Consider the following 12,594-nt stretch of genomic DNA (forward strand, 5'->3'; position numbering starts at 1 on the left):
TCGCGGAGGACAACCGCGCCACCCCTTCCCCCATTCCCGGGGTCAGAGCGCGAGCCGCTCCTGGACGACCGCCGCGAGGGAGTCGGCCGTCGACTGCGCCTCCTCGAACGTCGCCGCCTCGACCATGACCCGCACGACCGGCTCGGTGCCGGACTTGCGCAGGAGCACCCGCCCCGAGCCGTCGAGCCGCTCCTGCGCCGCCGCGACGGCGGCCTGGAGGCCCTCGTCGCTCTCGACCCGGGACTTGTCGACGCCCTTGACGTTGACGAGGACCTGCGGCAGCCGCGTCATGACGGACACGAGGTCGGCGATGCTGCGCCCGGTCTCGGCGACGCGCGCCGCGAGCAGCAGCCCGGTGAGGACGCCGTCCCCGGTCGTCGCGTGGTCGAGGAGGATGACGTGCCCGGACTGCTCCCCGCCGAGGGAGTGGTCGTGCCGCCGCATCTCCTCGAGGATGTACCGGTCGCCGACGGCGGTTTGCTTCACGGTGATCCCCTCGCGCTCCATCGCCTGGAGCAGCCCGAGGTTGCTCATGACGGTCGCGACGAGGATGTTCTCGCGCAGCAGGCCCTTGTCCTTGAGCGACAGCGCGAGGACGGCCATGATCTGGTCGCCGTCGAGCGGGTTGCCGTCGGCGTCGACGGCGAGGCAGCGGTCGGCGTCGCCGTCGTGGGCGATGCCGAGGTCGGCCCGGCGCTCGGCGACGGCGCCCTGGAGGCGCTCGAGGTGGGTCGAGCCGTAGCCGTCGTTGATGTTGAGCCCGTCGGGGTCGCTGCCGATCTCGACGACCTCGGCCCCGGCGAGCCGGAACACCTCGGGCGAGACGGCGCTCGCAGCCCCGTGCGCGGCGTCGATGACCACCGTGACGCCGTCGAGCCGGTTCGGCAGGGCCTGGAGCAGGTGCGCGACGTACCGCGCCTGCCCGGCCCGGTTGCGCTGGATGCGGCCGACGTCGGCGCCCTGCGGTCGCTCCCACTCCTGGCCGATCCGGGCGGCGAGCTCGTCCTCGACGGCGTCGGGCAGCTTGTGCCCCCCGGTCGCGAAGAACTTGATGCCGTTGTCCGGCATCGCGTTGTGCGAGGCCGAGACCATGACGCCGAAGGTCGCGCCCATGTCCGCCGTGAGGAAGGCGACGGCCGGGGTCGGCAGGACCCCGACGTCGTGGACGTCGACGCCGGCGGACGCCAGGCCGGCGCAGACCGCGGCGGAGAGGAACTCGCCGCTGACCCGGGGGTCGCGGCCGACGACGGCTCGGGGACGGCGGCCGGCCCGCCGGTCCTGCTCGCCGAGGACGTGCGCCGCGGCGATGCTGAGGTCGAGCGCCAGCTCGACGGTGATGTCACGGTTCGCGAGACCGCGGACCCCGTCGGTGCCGAAGAGTCGGGACATGGACGACTGCCTTTCTGTGGACCGCGGACGAACCTACCGCGACCCGGGGGTGGACGCCGCGACGGCGGCACCCCCGCGAGGGTGCCGCCGTCGTCGGCCGTGCCCGGGGCGTGCCCGGGAGCGGGTCAGCGCTTGCTGTACTGCGGCGCCTTGCGGGCCTTCTTGAGACCGGCCTTCTTGCGCTCGGGGACGCGGGCGTCCCGGGTGAGCAGACCGGCCTTCTTCAGCGCCGGGCGGTTGAGCTCGGGGTCGACGCCGTTGAGCGAGCGGGCGACGCCGAGGCGCACCGCGCCGGCCTGGCCGGAGGGGCCACCGCCGTGGACGCGGACGAGGACGTCGTACGCGCCGTCGAGCTCGAGGACCTTGAGCGGCTCGGCGACGATCTGCTGGTGCACCTTGTTCGGGAAGTACTGCTCGAGGGTGCGGCCGTTGACCTTCCACTCCCCGCTGCCCGGCACGATGCGCACGCGGGCCACGGCCTGCTTGCGCCGGCCGACGGCGGCACCGGGCGCCGAGGCACTCGGGCGGGCGACGCCCTCGGCGCCGCCGACGGGCGCGTCGGACTCGGAGGTGTACTCGCTGACCGGCGCGTCGTCGGCGTCGGTCCCGGCGGTCTCGTCGATCTGGGTGTTCTCGGACATCACTGGGCCACCTGGGTGATCTCGAAGGGCTTCGGCTGCTGGGCGGCGTGCGGGTGCTCGGCGCCGCTGTACACCTTGAGCTTGGACAGCTGCTGGCGGCCCAGGGTCGTCTTGGGGAGCATCCCGCGAACGGCCTTCTCGACCGCCTTCGTCGGGTTCTTCTCGAGCAGCTCGGTGTAGGACTGCGACTTGAGGCCACCCGGGAAGCCGGAGTGGCGGTAGGCGCGCTTCTGCTCGTGCTTGCTGCCGGTGAGGGCGACCTTGTCGGCGTTGACGATGATGACGAAGTCACCGGTGTCGACGTGCGGTGCGAAGGTCGGCTTGTGCTTGCCGCGCAGGAGCTGCGCGGTCTGGCTCGCGAGGCGGCCGAGCACGACGTCCGTGGCGTCGATGACGTGCCACGTCCGGGTGATCTCGCCCGGCTTCGGGGTGTAGGTACGCATGGGGGCTTCCTCATGGTCTCTGGGACGGGGGGCGTATGCCGAGTGCTCCCGGGAGGGAGTGCGGCCCTCGCGAGGGCACACGGCACAACAGCCACCCAGTCTACGGGCGGGTCGGCACCGGGTCGAAATCGAGCGATCCCGCCCTACGCACCGGTCGCCACCTGCGACGATGCCGTGCAGACTTCTTCTGCACGATCTTTGTGCAAACTGAATGTGCACATGTAGTGTGCACACATGGCCACCGACGACACCCCCACGGGGTCCCCGGACGACTACACCGGCATGCGCCTCGACTCCGCCGCGCTCAAGGTCCTCGCCCACCCCCTGCGCTCGCGCCTGCTGAGCCGGCTGCGCGTCGGCGGGCCGGCCACGGCGACCGACCTCGCGGGCGCCCTCGGGACGAACAGCGGCGCGACGTCCTACCACCTGCGCAAGCTCGAGTCGGTCGGCCTCGTCACGGACACCGGCGACGGGGAGGGCAAGCGCCGGCTGTGGCGGGCGTCGACCGACAGCCACCAGTACGAGCCGAGCGACTTCGCCGGCGACGAGGACGCCGAGACCGCGCTGAACTGGCTGCAGCGTGACTACTCCCGTCACCTCGGCGAGCACTTCGAGCGGTGGCTCGACGCCGAGGACGCGTGGCCGACCGAGTGGCGCGACGCGGTCGGCATGGGCGACTCCTTCGTCATCGCGACGGCCGAGCAGCTCGAGGCGATGAACACCGAGCTGTGGGCGGTCCTCGAGAAGTACCGCCGGGTCGGTCAGGGCAACCCGAGTGCCCGACGGGTCGCGGCCTACCTCGTCAGCTACCCCCTGGACCTCGACCGGCCCCCGCGAGGACGGAGCGACGCGTGACCTCTCCCACGACGACCGCCCCTCTCACGGCCACGGCCGCGCGCCGGATCCTGCTGCTCCTCACCGTCACCCGCTGGTTCCCCGTCGGGCTCGTCATCGGCGTCCTCACCCTCCTGCCGCTCGAGCGCGGGGTGAGCCTGAGCCAGCTCGGGATCATCCTGTCCGCCCAGGGGTTCGTCGTCCTCGCCCTCGAGCTGCCGACCGGCGGCTTCGCCGACGCCCTCGGTCGCCGGCCGGTGCTCGTCGCCGCCACCCTCGTCGCCCTCGCCTCGGCGGTGCTCTTCGTCACCGCCCAGACGGTCGCGGCCTTCGTCGTCGCCATGCTGCTCCAGGGGGTGTACCGGGCGCTGGACTCCGGACCGCTGGAGTCCTGGTACGTCGACACCGCCCAGGCCGACGATCCCGACGTCGAGGTCGAGCGCGGGCTCGCCCACGCCGGGACCGCCCTCGGCCTCGCCATCGCGGGCGGGGCCCTCGTCTCGGGCGGACTCATCGCCTGGGACCCGCTGCCGTTCCTCACCGCCCTCGAGACGCCGTACTGGCTCTCGATCGTCTTCATCGCCGCCAACATCGTCGCCACGGCGGTCCTGCTCAAGGAGCCGGTCACCCACGTCGACTCGACGGGCTGGCACCGTGCCGTCGCCTCGGCGAAGGAGGCCCCGCGGGTCGTCACCGGCGGACTCGGGATGCTGCGGACCAACCGCGTCCTCCTCGCCCTCGTCGGCGTCGAGGTGTTCTGGAGCGTCGGGATGATCTCGTTCGAGACGCTCATGCCGGTCCGGCTGTCCGAGCTCGTCGGGGGCGAGGCACAGGCGGGCGCGATCATGGGTCCGGTGTCGGCCGCGGCCTGGGGGCTGTTCGCCGCCGGGTCGGCGGGTGCCGCGATGCTGGCCCGCCGGGTCGGCGTCGCCTGGACCGCGATCGTCTCCCGCGCCGCGCAGGGCCTCTTCGTCGTCGTCATGGCCCTCATGACCGGGCCGGTCGGGCTCGTCACGGCCTTCTTCGTCGTCTACACCCTCCACGGCACGGCCGGGCCGGTCCACGCGACCCTCATCCACCGCCAGGCCGAGGCCGGCAACCGGACGACCCTGCTCTCGATGAACTCGATGGTCGCCGGAGCGTGCTACAGCGTCGGCCTGCTCCTGCTCGGCCCCCTCGCCGAGGGCACGAGCACGGCCCTGGCCATCGGGGTCGCGGGAGGCTTCAGCGTGCTCGGTGCGCTGCTCTACCGTCCCGCCCTCCGGGACGAACGCCGTCGCGGCACCGACACCGGTGAGGTCGTGGCGTGACGGGCGCACGGCGCACGCACCCCTACCCGTCCGGACAGGTCCGGCCGAGCCGCCGCAAGAGGAGGGTCCGCTGGGGGTGACCCGGGTGGCCGCGGAGGTTACCGTGTCTGCATCCCAGCCCAGGAGGGAGCCTGATGAGCGGGCGCAGCGGCAACGGAGCCGGCGTCGTCACCGCGACGGCATGGCCGACGGACTCGGCCGCCCTGGTGAAGTTCCAGGCGCCCGAGATCCTCTTCGGCATCGGTGCGCTCGCGGAGGCGGGGTACGCCGCGCGGCGTCTCGGCGCCCGCCGTCCGTTCGTCCTCACCGACCCCGGCATCGTCGACGCCGGCTGGGTCCGTGAGCTCCTCCAGCACCTGCGCGACGTCGGCCTCTCCCCCGTCGTCTGCCGCGACATCACCCCCAACCCCAAGGACGTGGAGGTCGCCGCGGCCTACGACCTCTACCGCGCCAACGAGTGCGACGTCATCGTCGGCATCGGCGGCGGGTCGTCGATGGACGCCGCGAAGGGCGTCGCGGTGCTCGCCGGCAACGGGGGGTCGATCCTGGACTACCGCGGCGTCGACCAGGTGCACCGCGAGATCCCACCGCTGCTCATGATCCCGACGACGTCCGGCACCGGGGCCGACGTCAGCCAGTTCTGCATCATCACCGACACCCAGCGGCACATGAAGGTGACGATCATGGGGCGCGCGCTCGTCCCGGACATCTCGATCACCGACCCGCGGCTGCTCACCTCGATGCCCGAGTGGCTCAACGCCGCGACCGGCCTGGACGCCCTGACCCACGGGATCGAGGCCTTCGTCTCGCTCGCCCACAACGCGCTCGCCGACGTCCACGCCCTCGACGCGGTCGGGCTCGTCAACCGCCACCTCACCCGGACGATGACCGAGCCCGACGACCACGAGGCCCGGACCGGGATGGCGCAGGCGTCGCTCGCCGCCGGACTCGCCTTCACGAACGCGATCCTCGGGGCCACGCACGCGATGAGCCACCAGGTCGGCGGTCTGCTCGACGCCCCGCACGGCGTCATCAACGGCATCCTCCTGCCGCACGTCATCCGCTACAACGCCGAGTCGGCCCCGGAGCGCTTCGTCGCCGTCGCACGCTCCGCGGGGCTCGCCGTCGACGGGATGCCCGGCGCCGAGGCCGCAGAGCTGCTCGCCGCCCACGTCCGGCAGCTCGCCGACGAGGTCGGGGTCCCCCGGTCGCTGCGCTCGCTCGGCATCACCGAGGAGCACCTCACCGTCCTGTCGCAGAACTCCCTCGAGGACGCGTGCCTCACGACGAACCCGCGGGCGAGCGACGCCCACGACATCGAGCGCCTCTTCCGGGCGGCGCTGTGACCGAGGCGACGGACCTCTCCCGGCTCACCGGGGTCCGTTCCGGCAAGAACTCCTACTACCCGGCCTACCTGCGCTCGACCGAGCGCACCCAACGGGCGGTCCGCTCGATGGACACGATCTCGCGGGCCGTCGTGCGCACCGTCGAGGGGCCGCGCGGGCTGCTCGAGGAGGTCACCCGGGCCGCCGCCGACCACCTCGCCGCCGACTGGGCCGTCCTCGCCCTCGCCGACGCCCACCTCGAGAACGCCCGGCCACGCTTCGTCGTCATCGGCCCCGACCGGCGCAGCATCGCCGACCCCGTCGAGGTGCCCGAAGGCGTCCGCCTCGAGCTGTCGGCGCTGCGCTCGGGCTACGCCGCGTCGTCCGCGCGCACCGACGTGTGGGTCAGGGTGCCGATGTACCTCGAGGGGCGCCGGGTCGGCGGGCTCGCGGGGCGGCACGGGCTCGGGGAGGACGTCGGGGGCGAGGACCTCGCGGTGCTGCGCATCCTCGCCAACCAGGCGGCGGTGTCCCTGCACACGAGCGAGCAGTACCAGTCCGGGCTGTCGCTCCACCGCCGGGCGCAGCGGCTGCACGAGGAGGCCCGCGCCCAGGCCCGCGACCTCGCGGTGCGCACCGCCGAGCTCGAGGCTGCCGAGCAGCGCCTCGCGGTCGCGCAGCAGCGCGAGCTCGTCGACGCGGAGCGGCACCGGATCGCCCGCGAGCTGCACGACAGCGTCACCCAGTACGTGCTGTCGGCCGGGATGGCCGTCGAGATGGCGCGCGGCGAGTCCGAGGCGCTCGGCGCCGCGGGGCTGACCCAGCACCTGGAGACGGCGAAGTCGCTCAGCCAGGCCGCCGTCGAGCAGCTGCGGTCGGCGATCTTCGCCCTCACCCGGTCCGAGTCGGACTCCGTCGCCTCGCTCGAGGACCTCCTCACCGAGGTCGTCCACCACCACCGGCCGATGCTGGACATCAGGATCGTCATCGCCGGGCGCACCCAGCAGCTCGAGCACGCCGTCCACCACGAGCTCGCCCGGGCCGTCGGCGAGGCGCTGTTCAACATCGTCACGCACACGACGGCGACCCGGTCCGTCGTGCGCGTGCGGTGGCTGGCCGACGCCCTGCTCGTGTCCGTGTCGGACGACGGGGACGGTGAGCCCGCGGCGCTGCGCCGGATGCTCCAGCTCGAGCGCCGCAGCGTCCGCGACGGCCGGCACCAGGGCCTGGCCAACATGGACAGCCGGATGCGCGGCCTCGGCGGGACCCTGTCGTTCCGTCGCTCGCGCCTCGGCGGCGTCCGCGTCATGTTCCGCGTGCCCCTGCCCGTCGTCCGGGCCCACCCCGCGGGTCTCGACCTGCCCCACCCCGAGGAGACCCCGTGCTGAGCACCACCGACGAGCGTCCCGAGCCCGCCGCCGACCCGGAGCCGATCGGCGTCATGCTCGTCGACGACCACGCGATCGTCCGTCAGGGGCTGCGCTCGGTCCTCGAGCGCGAGCCCGACATCGCCGTCGTCGCCGAGGCGTCCTCGCGCGGGGAGGCGCTCGCGGTGCTCGAACGCGTCTCGCCCCGGGTCGTCCTCCTCGACCTCAAGCTGTCGACGTCGTCGGACACCGAGGGCCTCGAGCTCGCCCACGCCATCAGCACGGGGCACCCCCAGGTCGCCGTCCTCGTCCTCACGACGTTCCTCGACGAGCAGCTCGTCCTCGAGGCCGTGCGGGCCGGGGCGCGCGGGTACGTCGTCAAGGACGTCGACACCGCCGCGCTCGTGCGGGCGATCCACGACGTGAGCAAGGGCGAGTCGGCGTTCGACGCACGCTCGGCCGCCGCGATGGTCCGTGGGATGCAGGCGCCGCCGGCGCCGGTCGAGCCGACGCTGTCCGAGCGGGAGTCCGAGGTGCTGCAGCTGCTCGCGCGCGGGCTGTCGAACAAGGAGATCGGCAAGCGGCTCTACATCTCGGAGACGACCGCGAAGTTCCACGTCGGCAACATCCTCCGCAAGCTCGGGGTGTCCGGGCGGGCCGAGGCCGTCTACGAGGCGACGAAGCGGCACATGCTCTGACGGTCGCCCCGTGGGGTCGCAGGCGCCGCACCGTAGGGTCGGCGGATGCGCATCGAGGAGCTCGGCTGGGACGAGACGCCGTGGGGGACGATCAGCCTGCGCCGCCGGTACGACCGGGTCACGGAGCGGGACGTCTACGAGGTGAAGATCGACGACGACTTCCTCATGTCCAGCCAGTTCACGGTCGGCGAGGAGGAGCTGTCCCGGATCGGGCTCGCCGCCGTCGGGGCCTCCGCCGGGTCCTCGCTCACGGTGCTCGTCGGTGGCCTCGGGCTGGGGTACACGGCGCGGGCGGCGCTGGAGGACGAGCGGGTCGCCGAGCTCACCGTCGTCGAGGCCCTGCAGCCGGTCATCGACTGGCACCGGCGGGACCTGCTGCCGGACACGGTGGGGCTCGCCGCCGACCCGCGGGTGCGGATCGTGCGGGACGACTTCTTCGACCTCGTGCGCGCCAGACGGGCCGACCGGACGTACGACGCGCTGCTCGTCGACATCGACCACGCCCCCGACTGGCTGCTGCGCGAGGACCACGGCGACCTCTACACCGTCGAGGGGTTCGGCCGGGCCGGGGCGATGCTGGGCGCCGACGGCGTCCTCGCCCTGTGGTCCGACGAGCCGCCCGAGGACGAGGTCGTCCGGCGGATGGGTGAGGCCTTCGAGGAGGCGAGCGCGCACGTCGTCGCCTTCGCCAACCCGCTGACGGGCGGGGAGGCGAGCAACACCGTCTACCTCGCCGTGCGCCCCCGCCACTGAGGACGGGCCCTCCCCGACGAGCGTCGTCCACAGGGGGACCAGCACACTCGCGGAGCGACGCTCCGCGCTCGGGACGCGCTCGTCGGGCTCGGCCAGGTCCTCGACGCCGCGTCCGGCCCCGAGCTGGCCGACCTCATGGGCCTCGTCGACGACGTCACGGCGAAGGGGTCGGCGGCACGCGTCGCGGTCACCGTCGAGGCCGTCCGACGCGGTGAGGTCGCGGGGTCCGGGACGCACGCCTGGGTCCGCGAGCACGCACCGTCCCTGCGCGAGGGCGGTGCCGCGTCGGTGACCCGGGTCGCCGTGGACGTCGGGTCGGCGGGCTCGGGACTCACCGGCACCGTCGACGACGCCTCTCCGCTCGGCCTCGCGTGGCACGCTGTCGAGTCGGGCAAGGTCGAGGCCGGCACCGCGTGCGCGGTGCTCCGTGAGGCCGCGCGGCTGGAACCGCACCTGCGCGACGACGCCCTGCCGACGGTCACCGCCGGGCTGCTCGGCCTCGCCGCCGAGTGGGGACCGTCGATGATGCGCCGCCTCCGTCCCCGGCTGCTCGCCGAGCACGGACGCGCCGGTGTCCTCGACGACCTCCAGGACCGTCTCGCCTCCTCCGCCCGGCTGTCGATGCCGCGGGTCGAGTCCGGTGACCTCACGGAGTACCAGCTGTGGATGACCCCCGAGCAGGCCGCCACGCTCGAGGCCGTCATCGGGCCACTGTCCGCACCGGCTCCCGACGACGAGACCGGCGAGCGTGACCTGCGTCCCGCCGGGCAACGGCGCGTCGAGGCCCTCACCGAGGTCTGCCGCACCGCGGCCGCCCTCGACCAGGGCGAGCGGGGCGAGTCCGCCACGCTCCACGTCACGATGCCGCTCGCGGACCTGCGCGCCGGCACCGGCGCGGGCGAGGTGCTCGCCACGGTCGCCGACGGCACGCTCCTCGCCCCCGACGCGGTCCGTGTCCTCGCGTGCGACGCCGCGCTCCTCCCCCACGTCCCCGGCACGGACGGCGAACCGCTCGCCGTCGGGCGGCGCGCCCGCCTCTTCGCCCGAGCCCAGCGCCGCCACCTCCTGCTGCGGGACCGCGGCTGCACCTACCCCGGATGCACGGCGCCCTCCGCCTGGACGAAGGCCCACCACGTCGGCCACTGTGCCGACGGCGGGGCGACCCACATCGGGAACGCGGCCCTCCTCTGCCAGCGACATCACACGACCGTCCATCGACGACGGCTGTGGGCCGAGGTCCGCGGCCGACCCGACGAGCGCGGTCGGTTCGTCGTCTGGGACCTCCTCGACGGGTCCTACGATCGAGCCCTCGCCGTCGACGCGGCACCCCGCGCGGCCTGACCCGCTCAGGGGAGGATCGACCACGCTCCGGCGGGGTCGTCGCTCCCGCGGGGACCGTCACCCCAGCCGGTCGAGGACGAGCCAGCCGCCGTGCAGCTCGTGGACGTCGGCACGCCAGCAGGGACCGGCGACCTCCCCCCAGCCGCGCAGGGTCTCGAGGGTGATCGCCCACACGTGGCCGTACTGCTCGCTGGGATGGTCCTCGAGCGGCACCGCGACGACGACCCGCCGGTCCGCGAGCCGGCACGCCTCCGCGACGACAAGATCGGCGTGCTCGGGCTCCAGGTGCTCGAGGAGGTGGACGGCGAGGACGGTGTCGACCGACCGGTCCGGCAGCGGGACGTGCGCCGCCCCGCACGTGAGCGTCCCCAGGTGCACCCCGAGCCGGGGGGCCATCGCCGCGAGCAGCCGCATGGTGCCCGCCGAGATGTCCGACGCCGTGACCGACCTCCCACCGGCCGCGACCCGCAACGCGAGGAAGCCGAAGCAGCTCCCGAGCTCGAGCACCTCCCGCCCGGACACGAGCGACTCGGCGTGGGCGTAGACGGGCGCGTAGTCGCGGATGGACCCGTGTCCCGACGTGTCCTCGGGCGGCCCTCCCCCGCTCGCCGCCGCCCCCACGGCGGCGAGCGTGTTCGTGTAGAACGCCTCCCACGCCTCCTGCGGGTCGTCGGCGCACGTGAGGACGACACCGGTGAACACCCGCTCGAACAGCTCAGACCCCCGCAGCCAGCCGGGCTCGAACAGCTCGGCCGAGAGCAGCCCGGCGAGGTCGTCGTCGACCTCGGCGAGCGTCAGCCCGTGCTCGAGGACGAGGTCGCCGTCCCGGTCGCGGCCGAGGTCGAAGTGCTCGGTCCGGGTGACGCCGACCCGGCGCCCGCCCGGCCCTCGACGGCGCACGCTGACGACCCCGTCCCGGTAGCGGCCGCCGAGGGCCGGGGCGAGGGCGTCGATCGGCGCGACGGTCACACGAACACCTCCCCCATCCGGTGCGAGAAGGACTCCAGCGCCCCGAGGTTGCGCACGACCTCGACGTGGTCGCAGTGCTCCTCGTACAGCGGCAGGTCGCAGCGACCCAGCCCCCACGAGTACCGCGGCTCCGGGGTGAGCCACACGACGTGCCGGGCCCGTCGCGCGATCTCGGCGAACGCCCCGAGCCCCGGGTCCTTCCCGTTCCCCCGGCCGTCGCCGATGACGACGACAGTCGTCCGCCTCGTCACCGCCCCGCCGAACTCCTCGAGGAACTGCCGGAAGGAGGACCCGTAGTCGCTGTCGGCGTCGACGTCGACGACGCCACCGTCCCCCTGCCCGGCCATGACGGTCGCGAGCGCCTGCTGGACGTGGTGGTCGGCGAAGAGGTCGCTGATCTCGACGACCTCGTCGACGAACGCGAACGAGCGCACCTTCGAGGCGACCGACTGCAGGCCGTGGACGAGGTGCAGGGCGAACCCCGACGTCGCCCGGACGGACAGCGACACGTCGCACAGGACGAGCAGCTGCGGCCGGTCCTCCTTCTTCGACACGAGGACCGGCCGGAAGGGAACCCCGTCGTAGCGCATGTTCGAGCGCATCGTCCGGCGCGAGTCGATGACCCCGCGCCCCGCGACGTGCCGCCGCGGCCGGGGCGCCCCGCGCAGCGCCCGCAGCAGCCGGCGCACCGACTCCTCGAACGCGAGCCGGTCCGACTCCGCGAGCACCTCGGCGCGGGCGACGTCGACCTCCCGCTCCTCGACCTCCGCCTCGGCGGACATCAGCTGCTCGAGGTGCCGCTTGATCTGCTCCGGCAGCCCGGCGAGCAGCGGCGCCAGCTGCTCGCGCAGCGCCGCGACGTCCGGGTCGGCGAGCACCCCCTCGAGCTCGTCGTCCGGCTCGCCGAGCCAGGACAGCAGGGCGAGCTCCTCGGCGACGGTCAGCTCGACGTCGAGCTCGGTCCCCCGGGCCTCGGTGAGCGTGCCCGGGGTCCCGGGGTTGTGCAGCCGCGACGTCGACACCTGCACCCGCGCCGCCTCGCCCTGCGGGGTCACCCCGTCCTTGGACAGCACGACCTCGTCGGTCATCGCCGCCATGTCGAGCTTGTTCGCCTCCTGGTGCAGGTTGTACTGCTGCGCGAGGTCCTCGGGCCGGAAGTACTCGCGGATGTCCTGCGGCGCGCCGTGGCTGTGTCCCTGCTGCGGGGTGTCGGACAGCTCGTCGCTGATCGTCAGCCCGGTCAGCTCGCCGTCGTCGGACAGGTCGTCGTGGGCGTGCCCGTGCCCCTCCTCGTCCGGCACGACCTGACGCAGCCGGAAGAACCGGTCGAAGACGGCGTCGAAGACCTCCTGGTCACGCCGGTCCTTCACGAGCGTGACGGCGAGCGCCGAGCGCAGCACCTCGCGCTCGCCCATGATCCCGACCTGGGACGCGGCCTCGAGGGCGTCGACGGCCTCGGCGACCGACACCCGCATCCCGTGCAGCCGCAGGAAGCGGATGAAGCGGTGCAGCGCGCTCTCCACG

The 12,594-nt window shown here is 73.7% G+C and carries 12 protein-coding genes; 7 read left to right on the forward strand and 5 right to left on the reverse strand.

Translation table 11 applies throughout. The features are described 5' to 3' along the window. Positions 1–42 precede the first annotated feature (42 nt). From glmM to rplM, 3 genes are all read right to left on the reverse strand, one after another. Positions 43–1,389: a phosphoglucosamine mutase gene (gene glmM, locus KC207_RS06940; protein WP_211602281.1), complete on the reverse strand. Its 1,347-nt coding sequence runs from the start codon at positions 1,387–1,389 to the stop codon at positions 43–45. 125 nt (positions 1,390–1,514) lie between these two features. Continuing rightward, positions 1,515–2,030, reverse strand: a complete 516-nt coding sequence (gene rpsI, locus KC207_RS06945) for a 30S ribosomal protein S9 (RefSeq protein WP_211602282.1) — start codon at positions 2,028–2,030, stop codon at positions 1,515–1,517. Next, positions 2,030–2,473 carry a 50S ribosomal protein L13 gene (gene rplM / locus KC207_RS06950; protein ID WP_211602283.1) on the reverse strand — a complete coding sequence of 148 codons (444 nt, stop codon included), beginning with the start codon at positions 2,471–2,473 and terminating at the stop codon, positions 2,030–2,032. Before rplM ends, rpsI begins: the two co-directional genes overlap by 1 nt. Before the next feature lie 234 nt (positions 2,474–2,707). Between rplM and KC207_RS06955 the strand changes: the two genes are divergently transcribed. The 7 genes from KC207_RS06955 to KC207_RS06985 all read left to right on the forward strand — a co-directional run bounded on the left by KC207_RS06955 (position 2,708) and on the right by KC207_RS06985 (position 10,101). Next, entirely contained in the window at positions 2,708–3,328 is a 621-nt protein-coding gene (locus tag KC207_RS06955) for an ArsR/SmtB family transcription factor (protein WP_211602284.1), read from the forward strand. After that, positions 3,325–4,617, forward strand: a complete 1,293-nt coding sequence (locus KC207_RS06960; protein WP_211602285.1) for an MFS transporter — start codon at positions 3,325–3,327, stop codon at positions 4,615–4,617. Before KC207_RS06955 ends, KC207_RS06960 begins: the two co-directional genes overlap by 4 nt. Positions 4,618–4,751: 134 nt before the next feature. Beyond that, positions 4,752–5,963 (forward strand): iron-containing alcohol dehydrogenase, encoded by a 1,212-nt coding sequence (locus KC207_RS06965; RefSeq protein WP_211602286.1) that lies wholly within the window; start codon positions 4,752–4,754, stop codon positions 5,961–5,963. Next, positions 5,960–7,330: a MadS family sensor histidine kinase gene (locus tag KC207_RS06970; RefSeq protein WP_211602287.1), complete on the forward strand. Its 1,371-nt coding sequence runs from the start codon at positions 5,960–5,962 to the stop codon at positions 7,328–7,330. Before KC207_RS06965 ends, KC207_RS06970 begins: the two co-directional genes overlap by 4 nt. Further along, positions 7,324–8,007: a MadR family response regulator transcription factor gene (locus tag KC207_RS06975; protein WP_282958956.1), complete on the forward strand. Its 684-nt coding sequence runs from the start codon at positions 7,324–7,326 to the stop codon at positions 8,005–8,007. Before KC207_RS06970 ends, KC207_RS06975 begins: the two co-directional genes overlap by 7 nt. A gap of 45 nt (positions 8,008–8,052) precedes the next feature. Continuing rightward, a complete protein-coding gene (locus tag KC207_RS06980) occupies positions 8,053–8,760 on the forward strand; it encodes a spermidine synthase (protein ID WP_211602288.1) in 708 nt (235 codons plus the stop codon). A gap of 135 nt (positions 8,761–8,895) precedes the next feature. After that, complete coding sequence (locus KC207_RS06985) at positions 8,896–10,101, forward strand: HNH endonuclease signature motif containing protein (RefSeq protein WP_211602289.1); 1,206 nt, start codon at positions 8,896–8,898, stop codon at positions 10,099–10,101. A gap of 57 nt (positions 10,102–10,158) precedes the next feature. Here KC207_RS06985 and mftM read toward each other — a convergent pair whose 3' ends face one another. After that, the gene (gene mftM / locus KC207_RS06990; RefSeq protein ID WP_211602290.1) at positions 10,159–11,070 is read right to left on the reverse strand and encodes a mycofactocin oligosaccharide methyltransferase MftM; all 912 of its coding nucleotides are present in this window, start codon (positions 11,068–11,070) and stop codon (positions 10,159–10,161) included. Then, entirely contained in the window at positions 11,067–12,593 is a 1,527-nt protein-coding gene (locus KC207_RS06995; protein WP_211602291.1) for a VWA domain-containing protein, read from the reverse strand. Before KC207_RS06995 ends, mftM begins: the two co-directional genes overlap by 4 nt. Between the last annotated feature and the right edge of the window lies 1 nt (position 12,594).

The sequence above is a fragment of the Phycicoccus avicenniae genome, from assembly GCF_018139485.1.
In the GTDB taxonomy this organism is placed as follows: Bacteria; Actinomycetota; Actinomycetes; order Actinomycetales; family Dermatophilaceae; genus Phycicoccus; species Phycicoccus avicenniae.

Bases quoted from the DNA above. Each gene is read 5' to 3' on its own strand.
- glmM (WP_211602281.1), bottom strand. From the start codon at position 1,389: ATGTCCCGACTCTTCGGCACCGACGGGGTCCGCGGTCTCGCGAACCGT.
- rpsI (WP_211602282.1), bottom strand. From the start codon at position 2,030: ATGTCCGAGAACACCCAGATCGACGAGACCGCCGGGACCGACGCCGAC.
- rplM (WP_211602283.1), bottom strand. From the start codon at position 2,473: ATGCGTACCTACACCCCGAAGCCGGGCGAGATCACCCGGACGTGGCAC.
- KC207_RS06955 (WP_211602284.1), top strand. From the start codon at position 2,708: ATGGCCACCGACGACACCCCCACGGGGTCCCCGGACGACTACACCGGC.
- KC207_RS06965 (WP_211602286.1), top strand. From the start codon at position 4,752: ATGAGCGGGCGCAGCGGCAACGGAGCCGGCGTCGTCACCGCGACGGCA.
- KC207_RS06980 (WP_211602288.1), top strand. From the start codon at position 8,053: ATGCGCATCGAGGAGCTCGGCTGGGACGAGACGCCGTGGGGGACGATC.
- KC207_RS06985 (WP_211602289.1), top strand. From the start codon at position 8,896: ATGGGCCTCGTCGACGACGTCACGGCGAAGGGGTCGGCGGCACGCGTC.